This window comes from Segniliparus rugosus ATCC BAA-974, assembly GCF_000185725.2.
In the GTDB taxonomy this organism is placed as follows: Bacteria; Actinomycetota; Actinomycetes; order Mycobacteriales; family Mycobacteriaceae; genus Segniliparus; species Segniliparus rugosus.
Genome location: NZ_KI391953.1, coordinates 1,038,377 through 1,053,211 on the forward strand (window position 1 = coordinate 1,038,377; position 14,835 = coordinate 1,053,211).

The following is a 14,835-nucleotide window of genomic DNA, read 5'->3' on the forward strand; positions in this document are numbered from 1 at the left end:
CGAGGCGTGGAATTTCACCAAGCGATCATAGGATGATCCGCAGAGCATACGAGGGCGTCGCCGAGCGCGGGTCCTCACCCGTGCTCCGAAGCGGGCTTTGAACCCTTCTCGTCCGATCGTCCGGTCAGTGAGAGACCGAGGCGGTCATCGCCCTCAGAGGTATGTCATGAGCGTTTCTCGGAGTCGTCGTATCCTCAGCTGGGTCTGGTTGCCCGCTATCTGCCTCGTGGTGGTCGCGGTAGCCGCCCTCATCATGGACAAAGCCCATGGGGTTTTCGGATCGAAGGACGAGACGGGGACTTTGGACAAGAAATTCGCCATTGTGGAGTTCAACCCGAAACGGATCACCTACGAGATATTCGGCGACTTTCGCCAATGGGGTCGGATCGACTACTGGGATAAGGACACCAAGCCAGTGGACATGTTGATGACCGCCCTCCCGTGGACGCACACCGAGACGACCATCATGCCGGTGGGCACGGGCGATGTCACCGCGCAGACCGACGGCAGTTATATCGGCTGCCGGATCTTGGTCAACGGCGAACTTCGCGTCGAGCACACCGCGACAGGGGAGCACGCGGGCGTCTGGTGTCAGGTGCTGTCGGCATGAGCGACAACAACAGCACGCAGCAGAAACGTTCTTTGCTCGCCAAAGTGGTGCGCAAGGGCTCAGTCCTCGTCGTCCTCGCCTGGATCGCGTTCGCGGTCGTGGTGAACGTCATCGCGCCGCAGATCGAGCCGGTCACCCATGACAATCAAGGGCCGTTGGTGCCGCTGGACGCTCCGTCCACCAAGGCGCTCGTGCATATCGGCAAGGTGTTCAAGGAATCCGACTCCAACACCTTGGCGATGATCGTCATCGAGGGCGACCACAAGCTCAACCAACAAGACCACGAGTTCTACAGCCGGTTGGTCGCGGAGCTGAAGAAAGACAAGAAGCACGTCCAGTACATCATGGACATGTGGAACCGGGGGTTCACCGCGCCTGGGGTGCAAAGCTCCGACGGCAAGGCGTCCTTCACGTTGGTGCGGGCGGCGGGCGATATGGGCTCCACCCTTTCCGACGAGTCCTCGGTCGCGATCCGCGAGACGGTGGAGAGGATGAAGCCGCCGCCTGGCACGCATGTCTATGTCGGCGGCGCGGCCCCGCTCTCCTCCGACATGCTCAAAGTCGGCGACGAGAGCATGAACAAGATGATGTTCACGACGATCATCATCATCACGGTGATGCTGCTGATCGTCTACCGTTCGATCGCCACGCTCCTGCTCGTGCTCGCCACGGTCATCATCGAGCTGGTCGCCGGTCGCGGGATCGTGTCCTCCCTCGCCTTCTACCACTATGTGGGGATCTCGACCTTCGCGTCGAACATCCTCGTCTCCCTCATCCTCGGCGCGGGCACGGACTACGCGATCTTCCTCGTCGGCCGCTACCACGAAGCGCGGCACATGGGCGAGGACAGGGAAACCGCGTACTATTCGGCGGTCGACGGCGTCACCCACGTCATCCTCGGCTCCGGCTGCGCGGTCGCGGGCGCGACGTTCTGCCTCCACTTCACCCGGCTGAACTACTTCAGCACCATGGGCATCCCCTGCGCGGTGGCGATGCTGACGGCTGTGACGGCGGCGCTCACGCTCGGCCCGGCCCTGCTCTCTTTGGGCAGCCACATCGGGCTCTTCGACCCCAAGACCAAGCACAGCCAGGGGGTCTGGCGCAAAGTGGGGGTCAGCGTCGTGCGCTGGCCGGGCCGCATCCTGGTCGCCGGAATCGCGGTGGTGCTGATCGGCTCGCTCACCCTGCCGACGTACCGCCCGCTCTACGACGACCGGTACACCGTTCCCGAAGGGACGCCCGCGCGCCAAGCGCTCGACGCCGCCGACCGCCACTACCCGGTCAGCAAGCTGAACTCGGACATGTTCATGGTCGAATCGGACCATGACATGCGCAACTCGACCGACTTGATCGCATTGGACCGGATCGCAAAGGCGATCTTCCACACCCCCGGAATCGGCATGGTCCAATCGATCACCAGGCCGCTTGGGCGCCCGATGGAGCATTCCTCGTTCACCTACACCATGGGCTCGATGGGCACCAAGATCAATGAGATGATCCCGTTCTTCGACGACCTCACCGGACGCTTCACCGAGATGTCGGAGATCACCAAACGGATGGTCGAGTTGACGGGGCTGCAGCGCAAACTCACCCAGCAACAAGCGGACTCCGCGCATATCACTGCCAAAGTCTCCAAGGAGATGCAGGAGATCACGAACACGATGCGTGACGATATGGGCTATGTCGACGACTACATGCGCCCGTTCCGCAACTTCTTCTATTGGGAGACCTACTGCTACGAGCTCCCATGGTGTTGGATGGGCCGGTCCTTGTTCGACATGATGGACCAGATCGACAAAATGGCCGACCTGATGCCGGACACGGTCAAGGCCGCGACGATCAACGACACCGTCACCCCCGAGCTTGTCGACGTCGCCGGGCGGATGATGCAGCAGCTCGACCAGATGAACAAAGTCCTGCTCACCGAGCAGAGCACGATGTGGCCGTCGCTGACGCAGATGAAGGCGCTCGGCAAGCAGATGCAGGACCTCGGGCGCGCGTTCGACGAGTCGCAGAACGACGAGTTCTTCTATATGCCGCCCGAATCGTTCGACAGCCCGGATTTCCAAGTCGGCCTGTATTACCTCGTGTCGCCCGACGGCAAGGCGGCTCGCGTCATCATCTTCCACGACGGCGAGGCGCTGACCCCGGAAGGCATCGAGCATGACAAGGCGCTGATGGCCGCCGCGAGGGAATCCATCAAGGGGACGACCCTTGCGGGCGCGAAGATCTACCTCGGCGGGTCGGCGGCGACGTACTGGGATATCAGCGAAGGCCTGAAATACGACTTGCTGATCGCGGCCACCGCCGCGTTCGCGCTGATCTTCTTGATCATGCTGCTCATCACTCGAAGCGTGGTCGCCGCGTTCGTCATCGTCGGCACCGTCGCGTTCTCCTTCTCCGGAGCGTTCGGCCTGTCTGTGCTCGTCTGGCAGCATTTCGTCCACCTGCCGCTGAGCTGGCTCGTCCTGCCGATCACCTTCATCGTCCTGGTGGCGGTCGGGTCGGACTACAACCTCTTGCTCATCTCCCGATGTATGGAGGAGAACCACGCCGGGCTGAACACCGGCCTGATCCGGGCGGTCGCGAGCTCGGGCAAGGTGGTGACCACCGCCGGCCTTGTGTTCGCCGCGACGATGGCGGCCATGCTGTCGAGCGATCTGAAGTCGATCGGCCAAATGGGCTCCACGGTCGCGCTGGGCCTTCTGCTGGACACCTTGGTGGTGCGCGCGCTCGTCGTGCCGTGCATCGTGCGGCTGCTCGGCCCGGTGTTCTGGTGGCCGAGGGTCGTGCGGCAGCGCCCGGCGGCTCCGACCCGCGCGGACAGGCTGCTCGGCAGAAGCTGAGCGGCCTGTCCGGGGGCGGTCCGCTGATGGGAAGAACAGAAGCGGAGGCGCGGAACGGCGGGGCCGAGGAGCGGAAGTGGAGGGATTTGAACCCCCGGAGGTTTTACCCTCACCCGCTTTCAAGGCGGGCGCATTCGGCCGCTCTGCCACACTTCCTAGGACGGCTCCGGCGCGCCGGAGCCGTCCTAGTGTAACTGGCGGCCGCGCGCCGTATTGCTGTGCTTGTCCGGGCGGATCGGCGGATCGCGCGGTCGTACGCCGCGTCGGCGGCGTGGTCCGTGGGCGCTCGACCGCGACTAGGATGGTCGCGTGAGCAACGTGGACGAGCTGCAGCCGTCCGGCGCACGTCCTCCTGGGCCGGCGAGGCCGGGCCAGGCATTGGTCTTCGAGCCCCGCGAAGTGCCGTTGGGCGGGCCGCGCGCGATGACCGTGCGCCGCACGCTGCCGTCCCGCGACCGCAGCTTGATCGGAGCGTGGTGCTTCTCGGACCACTACGGCCCCGACGACGTGCGGACGACCGGCGGCATGGACGTGCCGCCTCATCCGCACACCGGGCTGCAGACAGTCAGCTGGCTGTTCACCGGGCTGATCGAGCACCGGGACTCCACGGGCGTGCACGCCATCGTCCGTCCGGGCGAGCTGAACTTGATGACCGCTGGGCGCGGCGTCAGCCACACGGAGGTCTCCACTGACGACACCGTCGTCCTGCACGGTCTCCAGCTGTGGATCGCGCTCCCGCGCGGGGCCCGTGGCATCCCGCCGGGCTTCGACCACTATGCGCCGCCCTTGGTCGAGTTCGAGGGCGGGCAGGCCCGAGTGTTCTTGGGCTCGCTGCTCGGCTCGGCCTCCCCCGTGCCGACGCATACGCCGCTGCTGGGAGCCGAGCTGCTGCTCGACGCGGGGGCCTCGGCTCGGATCGCCGTGGACCCGGCGTTCGAGCACGGGGTGCTGCTCGACACCGAGGCCGCAGTGGTGCAGGGCGCGGACTTGGGCTGGAGCGAACTTGTCTATCTCGGCCCTGGCGCGGAGTCCTTGGCCATCGCGAACCCAACGGATCGGACGGCCAGGCTCATGTTGCTCGGCGGCGTGCCGTTCGGCGAGGAGATCGTCATGTGGTGGAATTTCATCGGCGAAAGCCACGAGGAGATCGCGGCGTTCCGCGAGCAGTGGCAGGGCCACGACGCGCGGTTCGGCAGTGTCGACGGCTACACGCCGAGGAGCGGCGGGGTGGATTGGCTGCCGGCCCCGGCGCTGCCGACGACTCGGCTGATCTCCAGGCGGCGCTGAGATCCGCCGCGCGCCTCACTGCAGATTGCGCAAGCCCTGCACGATTTTCGAGAACATGATCGGGATTTGCTGCGCGAGCCGCGCGTCCTGGGTCTCGTCGCAGGTGGAGAGGTCGCACACGCCTTCGGACAGGACCAGGAGGCCTCGGACGCGGGCTGCGAAGAAGTACCGGTACCCGAGCGGACCTTGCGGGCCGAACTCGGTGAGCTTCACCCCGAAGAACGGGTCGGAGAACGCGGGCGGCCCAGACAGCGGGGCGAGTTTGAAATGGACGGGGGGCTGGCCGTCCTTGAGCTGGTAGACGTAGTCGAACTCCTGGCATCGGGCGAGCCACGCCTTCGCCTGCTCGATGGCGTCGGCGTTGTTGTTCTCTTTCGCGATCTGCGCGGCGGCGAGGGTTTGGCCTTTGTCGTTCTTGTCCAGCGTGGTGACGATCCTGGTGATGTCCGGAAGGTCGTCGCGGTTCTTCCGGATTTCCAAGTGGGTCCAGCAGCTGGGCGGATTGGTCGCTTCGGGAGGGAGCGGCTTGACGCGGTCGTCGGCGTTGGCTTCGCCAAGGGTGTCGATGAACGCTTGGACCTTGGTGCCCTGCGGGAAGTCGGCCGCCGTCGGCATGAGCGGCAACAAGTCCTCGCCGCTCATGCCGAGGAGGCTGGAGCCCTGGGCGGACTGGCCCGCGCTGCTCGAAGCCGGCGCTCCGGGCCCGGTCGGCTTGGTCGGGAGGAGCTGGGGGCCGGCGGATCTGCTGTCCGCTCTGTTGGAGAGCAGCACGCCTGCCACTGCGGCGAGCGCGACGACGAGCGCGACCCCAAGGATGGAGAAGAGCAGAGCTTTGTTCTTCTTCGGTTTCGCGGCGGACGGTTGGCGGAACTCGTGCGGTCCTGGATAGTGCTGCGCGTACGGGGACGGCGGCGGGTACTGGGCGTACGGGGACGGCGGAGCCGGGGGCGGGTAGCGCTGCCCTGGGTCGTCGGGGTTGCCGGGGCGGTAGGGGCTACTCATCGATGCGCTGTCCTCAGGTGCTTGCCGAGCTGGAAAACCTAGATTGCCGATTGCGCATAGACTAGTTCTTCGCCGGATTGCTGCGAGCTTTGGGATGAGAAAGAGCGCGAGCGAGTTCGCCGGGCAAGGGCGGTTCGGCTATGCTCACAGGATTCCTCCAGAAAGGGAAGGTACGGTCGTCTTGACCGTGAAGGGCGGCCCTGGCCGTTCTGGACACCTGAGCGCAAGGCTCAGACGATAGAGATGGAGTTCGCTATGCATGGAACTAACGTTGCTGCCCGGCGCGGGCTAGTGGTGGCTGCTGCGCTGGTGTTCAGCGCGTTCGGCCCGTCCCTGGCGATGGCAGACCCGGAGCCCACCCCGGCTGTCCCGACCCCGCCTTCGGAGACTCCTGCTCCGACCACTGAGACCCCGATTTCCACGACTCCCGCGACGCCGGTCCCGGCCAGCTCGACCGGCGGCTCGCTCTGCACCGTCGTCCGGGGCAACAAGACCCAGATCGACGACACGACCTGGCCGCTCAAGGTCGCCACGAAGGCCGAGGGCTGGGACTGGAGCGACGGCGACGTGCGCGAGGCCCGCAGCCGCATCGACGGCCAGCTGCCCACGCTTCTGGCCAACCTCCAGCAGGGCTTGAGCGCTGGCGGCGGCGACACCGCCGACGCGGTGCGCGATGCCATCGCCGCGGGCAAGGACTTGATCGCGACTATCGACCAGAACGGCGACGGCGGGGACACCGCCGGCGCGCTCGGCGCGTTCGACAAAGCGCTGGACGAGTCGCTGCGCACCTGCGTCGGCCAGTAGCCTCGCGCGCTCGTTGCGAGCAGTCCAAGCGGACGGGAGCCCAAGCGGCCCCGTCCGCTTGGGCTTTCTGAGGAAAACGCCGCGCCTGGCAGAGCGGACAGAGGATTGCCGAGCGTCGGGCTCCGCCCCTACCAGAGGGGATAGCCGCCCTCGGGGCCGAGCATCCGCTCAAGCCGGTGGCGGTGCACCTTGGCGAGTTCGTTGCGCAGCACCTTGCGCTCGGTCTCTGGGTGGTTGTGCAGCCGCTGGGCCGCCACATCGGTGATCTCAAGCGCGGTGAGCTCGCCCGCGTAGACGAGGAACGGATGGCCGAAATGCGCCTCGTACTCGCCGACGACGGCGTGCAGGCGGGACATGGCCGCGTGGTCCGGATCCCAGATCGCGCATTGCTCGCCCTCGCTCGCCTTGCTCCTCGGCCTCGCCCCGACTCCGGGGTGCCCCGCGACGATCCGGTCCACAGTGTCCTCGTCCAGGCGGAAGAGCTCGTGGTCGATCAGGCTGAACAGATCGGCCCGGTTCGCGTAGGGCCTGGCTTTGGTCAGCCGGTCCGCGAGCACCACGCAGTGACAACATTCGAAGAAAGCGCTCATGGCGCTTTTCGGCTCAAGGGCGTTGAGGCCCTTGAGTCCAATGCCTTGATGCATGAACACATGCTTATGTTCGTACCCTCGGCGGCGCCGTGTCCAATTCCTGGCGGAAATTTTTCGCGGTCGTAACACGGGATCGAAGCTGGGGCAGGAGGTATCGTGTCGGGCATGAGGCTTTCGCGAAACAGTCTGTCCGGCGGAGGATCGGCGCATCGTTGGGCGCGGCGAGGACTCCTCGCCGCGCTCGCGTTCGGCGCTCCGCTGCTCACCGGCTGCGCGGTTCCGGCTTTGTTCGTGGCGGCGAATGTCGCGGACAGCGCCGACGGCGGCTCTGCGGGAGCTGACGGCGCGGGCGGGCGATGGCGTGGGTATTTGCCCAAAGCGGAGGATTTCCCCGGCGACTGGGACGTCTCGGCGGAAGAGGTGCTCAGAGTCGGCCCAGCCGGGTCGGCCTCGCCCGTCGAGAACCTCAAGCTCGTCTTCGGCGCTCCCCCGCAAGGCTGCGCGCTGCCGGAAAGCCTGTACAAGGTGAAGGACCATCCTTCGGTGACCGGGACGAAGGCCCCGGACCCTGGCAGGAGCGACATCGTCTCGAAAACGCTCGCCACCGACATACACGCCGTCACAGTGGAAGTCGGTCCGATTCCGGAAAAAGACTCGCTGATCGCGACGATACGCGGGTTGCCCGAGCACTGCGGCTCGTTCCAGTTCGCCAAGAACTCCAGCTACGACTCGGATTTCCAGGTGGAGGGCTCGATCAAACAAGCCGACCCCAAGCTCGGCTTCGGCGAAGCCGCCGGGCTGACCTTCACGTTCGCCCCGAAGATCAGCACAATGTACGGCTCGTCCTCCTCGTCCGGCCTCGGGCAGGACCTTGGGTTCGCCGAGACCGTCTACGCGGCCCGGATCAAAGGGGTGAGCGTGGTCGCGGTCAGTTTTTCGTTCAAAGACCCCGCAGCGGACGCCGCGCTGGTCCTGAAGCTCTTCCAAGAGACCGCGAAGCGGATGAACGCCTAAGGCGCAGGCGGCCCGAGCCGCCTGCGCCTTAGGGGGTTCGGCTCAGTGGCCTTCGGCCTTGGCGCGCTCGACGCTGCGCTGGATCTCGGCCTCGGCCGCTGCGCGGTCCGCCCAGTCGGCGGCCTGCACGGACTTGCCCGGCTCGAGGTCCTTGTAGTGCGAGAAGAAGTGTTTGATCGCGTCCAGCTCGAAGGCGGACACGTCGGCCAGATCTTGGACCGAGTCCCAGCGCGGGTCGCCCGAGGGGACCGCGAGCACCTTCGCGTCGCCGCCGGCCTCGTCGGTCATGTTGAACAGGGCCACGGCGCGGGCGCGGACGACGACGCCGGGGAACACCGACTCCGGAAGGAGCACGAGCGCGTCGAGCGGGTCGCCGTCCTCGCCGAGGGTGTTCTCGATGTAGCCGTAGTCGGCGGGGTAGCCGAACGAGGTGTACAGGTACCGGTCCAAGGTCACCCTGCCGGTCTCGTGGTCGACCTCGTACTTGTTGCGGCTGCCCTTGGGGATTTCCACGACAACGTCGAATTCCGCGCTCATCCTGAGATCTCTCCTGGTTCGTTCGAAGGTTTTCCTAGCGCAGCGAGAATACCGGCTTCGCGGAGCGCGGTCGGAGCCGCCAGCGCGATAGCGCGTTACTGTGTGGGTATGGCCCGCCGACAGTCCTCCAGAACCCCGCGCGCGAGACACCGCCCCCGGCGGGTATGGGCGGCCCTGGCCGTCGCGGTGCTGACGGTCGGCGGGGGCGGGGCGTGGGGCTTGCACGCCTACGAGTCGGCCAAAGCGCAGGCCTCGGCCCAGGCCGATTCGCCGCCCCTGGTCGTGCCGCGTCCGCAGATCCTGCCGGTTTCGCCGGACGCGCCCAGCCCGACCGCCGCAGGGGTCGCGGCGGCGTTGGACCCGCTCGGCGAGAACCCCGTGCTGGCCCGATTCTCCGGCGTGGTGCTCGACGGGGCGAGCGGGCAGGTGCTGTGGCAGCGGGACGCGGACGCGGCGATGACCCCGGCCTCGACCATGAAGCTGGTCACCGCCGCCTCTGCCGTCGCGAGCCTGCCGTTGGACGGGCGGCTCGCCACCCGCGTCGTGGCGGGCTCCGTCCCCGGACAAGTGGTCATCGTCGGCGCGGGCGATCCGACGCTCTCCGCCGCGTCCGAGGGGGAGAAGCCGTTCTACGCGGACGCGCCCCGGCTGGACGACCTCGTCGCCCAGGTGCGCCAACGCCATCCGGGGCCGGTGGACGAGGTGCTCGTGGACGAATCGGCGTATCAGGGCCCGGACTTCGGCCAAGGCTGGCTGCCGGAGGACATCGCGGGCGGGTTCATCACGCCGATGCAGCCGTTGATGCTGGACGGCGGCAGGCTCGACCGCAGCCGCGACGAGTCGCCGAGGACTCCGACCCCCGCGCTGGACGCGGGCAAAGAGCTCGCCAGGCGGCTCGGCGCGGACCCGGACCGGACACGGGCGGGGACGGCCCCGCCGGGGGCCGCCGAGCTGGCGAAAGTCCTCTCCGCGCCCCTTCGGGAGCGGATTTTGCAGTTCATGCTCGCCTCCGACAACGTTTTGGCCGAAGCGGTCGGCAGGGAGGTGGCGCGCGGGGCGGGCAAGCCCGCTTCTTTCGACGGAGCCGTCGAAGCCGAACGGGAGGTGCTGGGGAAGGCCGGATTGGACCTCTCCTCCGCCCAGCGGCTCGACTCCAACGGGCTTTCGCTGGACGACCGCGTCTCCGCCTCGGTCCTCGCGCGATTGGTCGGTTTGGCGACCGGACGCGCCGAGGCGTTGCGTCCGTTGTTGGACTTGCTGCCGGTCGCGGGGGCGACCGGCACGCTCTACGAACGCTTCAGCGATCCGATCAGCGGCAAGGAGACGGCGGGAGCGGGCTGGGTGCGGGCGAAAACAGGCTCGCTCGACAACGTGGCGACGCTCGCGGGCGCGACCTCGGACCAGGACGGCAGGATGCTGGTGTTCGCGTTCATGTCCAACGACGGGGCCACCTGGGACACCAGAGCCGCGTTGGACGCGCTGGCCTCGGCGCTGCGGGGATGCGGCTGCAAGTGAGCGGCCCAAGGCTCTGGGAGGTGCGGCAGTCGGTCAGGGACTGGCTCGCCTCCCACGCCCCGGAGCCGGAAGCCATCTTCGTCGGGCTTTCCGGCGGCGCGGACTCGCTGGCGCTCACCGCCGCGCTCGCGCGCGAGCGCGGGTCGGTCGGCGCGCTCGTCGTCGACCACGGGTTGCAGCCGGACTCGGCGCGGACAGCGGAGCGCGCGGCGCGGCTCGCGCTCGCCCTCGGCTGCGCGAGCGCGCAGGTGCTGCCCGTGGTCGTGGACGGGCCCGGCGGGCTGGAGGCCGCCGCGCGGACGGCCCGCCGCGCGGCGTTGCGGCAGGCGAGCGGCGCAGCCCCGGTCTTGCTCGCCCACACCATGGACGACCAAGCCGAAACCGTGCTGCTCGGCCTCGGACGAGGCTCCGGGCCCCGGTCGATCCAAGGCATGCGCGCCTGGGACGACCCGTGGGGCAGGCCGCTGCTCGGCGTCCGCCGCGCCACCACCAGGGCCGTGTGCGCGGAGCTTGGGATCGAGCCGCACGAGGATCCGATGAACACCGATCCGAGATTCGCCAGGGCGCGGCTGCGCGCCGAAGTCCTTCCTCTGCTCGAAGACGTGCTCCAGGGCGGCGTCGCGGAGGCGCTGGCGCGCACGGCGGCGGCGGTGCGCGAGGACAACGGCTACCTCGACGATCAGGCGGCGGCCAGCTACGCGCGCGTCGCGGGCGAGGAGCTCGCGGTCGCCGCCGTTGCGGACCTCCCGGAGCCGATCCGGCGGCGGACGCTGCGGCTGTGGCTCCTCGACAACGGGGCCCAAGCGTTGAACGAGACGCAGATCCGGGCGGTGGACGAACTCGTGTCCGCGTGGCGGGGCCAAGGGCCGGTGGCCGTGCCGGGCGCGCTCAAAGAGGGGCGGCGGTTGATGGTGCGGCGGGCGTATGGCAGGCTCAGACTTGTCGTCGCATAGAACAGCCGCAGGAGGGCACACCATGAACGAGCCGGCTGTCGCCGTCACCGCCGCGCAAGCGAACTGGTACGACACAGACGTGCCTTCGGTCGTCCTGACCGAGGAGCAGATCGCGACCCGCACTGTGGAGCTGGCGCAGCAGATCGCCGCGAACCACCCGTACCGCCCCGGCCAGCCCCGCTCGGAAGACCTGCTGCTCGTCACGGTCCTCAAGGGCGCGGTCATGTTCACCGCCGACCTCGCGCGCGCCCTGCCGATCCCCTCGCAGCTCGAATTCATGGCGGTCAGCTCGTACGGCGCGGCGACAAAGTCGTCCGGCGTGGTGCGGATCGTCAAAGACCTCGACCGCGACATCCGGGGCAGGGACGTGCTCGTCGTGGAGGACGTCGTGGACTCCGGGCTCACCCTTTCCTGGCTTCTGCGCCACCTCGCCGCCCGCGAGCCCAAGTCGCTCGAAGTGTGCGCCCTTCTGCGCAAACCGGAGGCGCTGGAGGCCGAGGTCAAGCTGGACTACATCGGCTTCGACATCCCGAACGTCTTCGTCGTCGGCTACGGCCTTGACTTCGACGAGCGATACCGGGATCTGCCGTTCTTGGGGGATTTGGACCCTTCGGCAGTCGAGCGCCCGTAGCTCCGGGGCACGATGGCGCCCCGCGCCGCCCGCGGCTCTTCGCGCACGGGGCTCGTTCCCGCTTTTCCTCGCGCCGCGCGGCGGCTTAGCTCTTCGGCCTGCGCAACCCCAGCCGTCGGGCCGAACGCGGCCTGAGCACGGCGCGGACGCGGGGCCGGGGGGACTCGGCGCGGCGCATGGCCCGGCGTTGCGGGGCGCGCAGCTCCCAAGCGTCCGGACGAGAGCTGACCCAGCGCCAGCTGCGCCACGCGAAGGGGATGTGCGCGATGTAGACGAGGATGAGCACGATGAGGAAGACGTACGGCGCGGCGATGAGCGCGGCGACGGCGGCGGCGCTGGAGACGAGGAGCAGAGCGGCGAGGCGCGGCGGCACGGAGACCGTTTTCAGGGCGAGGGTGGGAACGCGGCTGATCATCAAGAGCCCGACGAACATGACCCAGGCGGACACGAGGTAGGGGTTGAGCCACCAGCCGTCGTGCCATTGCAGGAGCGCGGCGATGGGGGCGCAGGCGGTGAGCGCCCCGGCCGGGGTTGGGACGCCGACGAAGTATTCCTTGGCGTAGGCGGGCGCGTCCGACTCGTCGGTGAGGGTGTTGAACCGGGCCAGGCGCAGCACGGCGCAGACGACGAACAGCAGCACGGCGATCCAGCCGACGGCGGAGTTCCAGTGCGGGGCCTTGGCGTCTTTGAGCAGGGCGATATAGATGACCAGCGCCGGGGAAACCCCGAAGTTCAGCGCGTCGGCGAGCGAGTCCAGCTCCGCGCCCATCTTGCTGGTGGCGTCGAGGAGCCGCGCGACCCTGCCGTCCAGCCCGTCGAGCACCGCCGCGGCGGCGATCAGCGGCAGGGCCACCTCCACGCGCCCGTCCATCGCGAACTTCGCGGCGGAGAGCCCGAGGCAGATCGCGGAGACGGTCATCACGCTCGGCAAAAGGCGCACGCCGGGGCGTAAGGCGCGGGAGGTCGCGGCGCTCACAACGCCGCCAGGGCGGTTTCGCCTGCGACCGCGCGCTGTCCGACCTTCACGAGCGGCTTGGTCCCGGCGGGCAGATACACGTCCACGCGCGACCCGAACCGGATCAGCCCGTAGACGTCGCCCCGGCTCAGGCTGGAGCCTGGGGCTGCCTCGCAGACGATGCGCCGAGCCAGCAGGCCCGCGATTTGCACCACGACCACGGACTTCCCGGTCGCCGATTCCTCGATCACGATGCTTTGGCGCTCGTTGTTCTCCGAGGCTTCGGGCCGTTCGGCTGAGGTGAACGAGCCGGACCGGTACTCGGCGGCGAGCACTTTCCCCGCCACCGGCGCATGCTGCACGTGCACGTCGAAGACCGAGAGGAAAATGCTGACCCTTGGCAGCGGCGCATCGCCGAGACCCAGCTCGGCGGGCGGCGGGGCGGTGTCCACGAGGCTGACCCGCCCGTCGGCGGGGGCGATGACGAGCGAAAGGTCGTCGGGGGCGACGCGGGGCGGGTTGCGGAAGAACACCGCGCACGCGGCCGCCGCCGTCAGGCCCAGGCTCCGCAGCGTCCGACCGATCCGGCCCGGCAGGATCGCGCCGAGCCCAGCGGCTCCGAGCCCGCCGAGGATGAACGGATACCCCGCCGGATGCGGGGCGGGCAGCGTCGTTTTGATCAGGTCGAGAAAGGGTCCGAACTCGCCGGAAAGCCCGGACGCGTCAGCCCGACGAGGGGGGAGTGCCATGATGTTCAGTATCTCCCTCGGCGCGCTCTCAGGCCAAATCCCACACGGCGACCTCGGCTCCCGCTGGCAGCGAGGTGACATCGGCGGGGATGTCCACGAGGCAGTTGGATAGGGCCATCGAGCGCAGGAAGTGCGAGCCCGGCGGCCCGAACGGCGACACGCTCGCCCGGTCTTCGGCCAAGACGCCGCGCAGGAACTGCCGCTTGCCGGAGGGGGAGCGCAGCACCGGTTCGGCAAGGGGAGCGCGCAGTTTCGGCCGAGGCGGGCGGCCTCCGTCCATGGCCGCGATCAGCGGATCGCGCAGGAACACTTCGAAGGAGACCTGGGCGGAGACCGGGTTCCCCGGCAAGGCGACCAGGGGGACCGTCGTCCCGTCTGCCGCGCGATAGCGGCCGCAGCCCTGCGGTTTGCCCGGCTGCATGGCGACGTGGACGAACTCGGCCTCGCCGCCCTCGAACGCCTGCTTGACCACCTCGTACTCCCCGGCGGAAACGCCGCCCGAGGTGAGGATGAGGTCCACGTCCGACAGCTCGGCGAGCGCCTGGTCGATTCTGGCGCGCAGCTGCGCCACATCGTCCGAGACGAAGCGCAGCTGATGGGCGAAGCCGCCGACCTCCTCGACGGCGGCGGCGAGCATCGGGGCGTTGGACTCGTAGATCTGTCCGGGCCCGAGCGGGCTGCCAGGCGCGACGAGTTCGGAGCCGGTGGAGAGGATGAGCACCCGGACAGGCGCGAAGACGGGGACGCTGGCGAGCCCGAGCGCGGCGAAGAGCCCGATGTGCGGAGCGCGCAGCCGGACTCCCGCGCGCAGCGCGAGCCCGCCCGCCGCGAGGTCTTCCCCGGCTCTGCGGATATGCGCGCCCAAGGAGGTCGGCGCGTGGGCGCGCACGTGCTCGGCCCCCCGGTCGGTGGACTCGAAGGGGAGGATCGCGTCCGCGCCTGGCGGCACACACGCCCCCGTCATAATTCTGTGGACGCTCTGAGGGGCGAGCGGGACGTTCGCGGGGCTGCCCGCCGGGATATCGGCGGCGACGGGGAGGACGACGGGGCGCTCCGCGCTGGCCCGAGCGAAGTCCTCCGCGCGGACGGCGTACCCGTCCATCGCGGAATTGTCAAAGGTCGGAAGGGGTATCGGAGCGATCACGTCCTCGGCGAGGACGCGACCGAGTACCTGCGCGAGCTGGAACGGGACGGGGCGCGGGGGGCGGATCAGCTCGGCGACGCGGCGCTGGTGCTCTTCGACAGATCGCATGCCCCGAGCCTTCCACACAAGAATTGGTGAGGACTTTCTGAGGGTATGGTAAAGGCCACTTCTTTCCCGGCTCCGGGGCAGTACAGTTGC

At 68.4% G+C, this 14,835-nt stretch carries 14 protein-coding genes and 1 tRNA gene; 8 read left to right on the forward strand and 7 right to left on the reverse strand.

Annotated elements, in window-relative coordinates; genetic code table 11:
* Window positions 1-166: 166 nt before the first annotated feature.
* Window positions 167-610, forward strand: coding sequence for an MmpS family transport accessory protein (locus tag HMPREF9336_RS05065; RefSeq protein ID WP_007469656.1), 444 nt, complete (start codon window positions 167-169; stop codon window positions 608-610).
* Window positions 607-3,456 (forward strand): MMPL/RND family transporter, encoded by a 2,850-nt coding sequence (locus HMPREF9336_RS05070; protein ID WP_007469657.1) that lies wholly within the window; start codon window positions 607-609, stop codon window positions 3,454-3,456. Before HMPREF9336_RS05065 ends, HMPREF9336_RS05070 begins: the two co-directional genes overlap by 4 nt.
* A 71-nt stretch (window positions 3,457-3,527) precedes the next feature.
* Here the strand turns inward: HMPREF9336_RS05070 and HMPREF9336_RS05075 are convergent.
* A tRNA-Ser gene (locus HMPREF9336_RS05075) sits at window positions 3,528-3,612 on the reverse strand.
* A gap of 171 nt (window positions 3,613-3,783) precedes the next feature.
* Here HMPREF9336_RS05075 and HMPREF9336_RS05080 point away from each other — a divergent pair.
* Window positions 3,784-4,743, forward strand: coding sequence for a pirin family protein (locus HMPREF9336_RS05080; protein WP_425277259.1), 960 nt, complete (start codon window positions 3,784-3,786; stop codon window positions 4,741-4,743).
* A gap of 15 nt (window positions 4,744-4,758) precedes the next feature.
* On the opposite strand, the gene HMPREF9336_RS05085 is transcribed toward HMPREF9336_RS05080, so the two are convergent.
* Window positions 4,759-5,745 (reverse strand): hypothetical protein, encoded by a 987-nt coding sequence (locus HMPREF9336_RS05085; protein WP_007469659.1) that lies wholly within the window; start codon window positions 5,743-5,745, stop codon window positions 4,759-4,761.
* Window positions 5,746-6,000: 255 nt separating this feature from the next.
* On the opposite strand from HMPREF9336_RS05085, the gene HMPREF9336_RS05090 reads away from it, so the two are divergent.
* The gene (locus tag HMPREF9336_RS05090) at window positions 6,001-6,549 is read left to right on the forward strand and encodes a hypothetical protein (RefSeq protein ID WP_021030139.1); all 549 of its coding nucleotides are present in this window, start codon (window positions 6,001-6,003) and stop codon (window positions 6,547-6,549) included.
* Between the two features lie 128 nt (window positions 6,550-6,677).
* Here the strand turns inward: HMPREF9336_RS05090 and HMPREF9336_RS05095 are convergent, their stop codons facing one another.
* Window positions 6,678-7,193, reverse strand: coding sequence for a 2-oxo-4-hydroxy-4-carboxy-5-ureidoimidazoline decarboxylase (locus HMPREF9336_RS05095; RefSeq protein ID WP_007469661.1), 516 nt, complete (start codon window positions 7,191-7,193; stop codon window positions 6,678-6,680).
* Window positions 7,194-7,304: 111 nt separating this feature from the next.
* Here HMPREF9336_RS05095 and HMPREF9336_RS05100 point away from each other — a divergent pair, with 111 nt between their 5' ends.
* Window positions 7,305-8,153 carry a hypothetical protein gene (locus HMPREF9336_RS05100; RefSeq protein ID WP_244431592.1) on the forward strand — a complete coding sequence of 283 codons (849 nt, stop codon included), beginning with the start codon at window positions 7,305-7,307 and terminating at the stop codon, window positions 8,151-8,153.
* Between the two features lie 42 nt (window positions 8,154-8,195).
* Here HMPREF9336_RS05100 and HMPREF9336_RS05105 read toward each other — a convergent pair whose 3' ends face one another.
* Window positions 8,196-8,690, reverse strand: a complete 495-nt coding sequence (locus HMPREF9336_RS05105) for an inorganic diphosphatase (RefSeq protein WP_007469663.1) — start codon at window positions 8,688-8,690, stop codon at window positions 8,196-8,198.
* Window positions 8,691-8,798: 108 nt separating this feature from the next.
* Between HMPREF9336_RS05105 and dacB the strand changes: the two genes are divergently transcribed.
* The 3 genes from dacB to hpt are packed head-to-tail and all read left to right on the forward strand — an operon-like array spanning window position 8,799 to window position 11,789.
* Window positions 8,799-10,205, forward strand: a complete 1,407-nt coding sequence (gene dacB, locus HMPREF9336_RS05110; RefSeq protein ID WP_021030140.1) for a D-alanyl-D-alanine carboxypeptidase/D-alanyl-D-alanine endopeptidase — start codon at window positions 8,799-8,801, stop codon at window positions 10,203-10,205.
* Window positions 10,190-11,158 (forward strand): tRNA lysidine(34) synthetase TilS, encoded by a 969-nt coding sequence (gene tilS / locus HMPREF9336_RS05115; protein ID WP_021030141.1) that lies wholly within the window; start codon window positions 10,190-10,192, stop codon window positions 11,156-11,158. Before dacB ends, tilS begins: the two co-directional genes overlap by 16 nt.
* Before the next feature lie 22 nt (window positions 11,159-11,180).
* Entirely contained in the window at window positions 11,181-11,789 is a 609-nt protein-coding gene (gene hpt / locus HMPREF9336_RS05120) for a hypoxanthine phosphoribosyltransferase (RefSeq protein ID WP_007472613.1), read from the forward strand.
* Window positions 11,790-11,874: 85 nt separating this feature from the next.
* Here hpt and pssA read toward each other — a convergent pair whose 3' ends face one another.
* From pssA to moeA, 3 genes are read right to left on the reverse strand one after another with little or no spacing between them, the layout of a single operon-like run.
* Window positions 11,875-12,765, reverse strand: coding sequence for a CDP-diacylglycerol--serine O-phosphatidyltransferase (gene pssA / locus HMPREF9336_RS05125; RefSeq protein ID WP_021030142.1), 891 nt, complete (start codon window positions 12,763-12,765; stop codon window positions 11,875-11,877).
* Complete coding sequence (locus tag HMPREF9336_RS05130) at window positions 12,762-13,493, reverse strand: phosphatidylserine decarboxylase (protein ID WP_007469666.1); 732 nt, start codon at window positions 13,491-13,493, stop codon at window positions 12,762-12,764. Before HMPREF9336_RS05130 ends, pssA begins: the two co-directional genes overlap by 4 nt.
* A gap of 28 nt (window positions 13,494-13,521) precedes the next feature.
* On the reverse strand, window positions 13,522-14,745 hold the full coding sequence (gene moeA, locus HMPREF9336_RS05135) for a molybdopterin molybdotransferase MoeA (protein ID WP_007469667.1): 1,224 nt from the start codon (window positions 14,743-14,745) through the stop codon (window positions 13,522-13,524).
* Window positions 14,746-14,835: the final 90 nt, after the last annotated feature.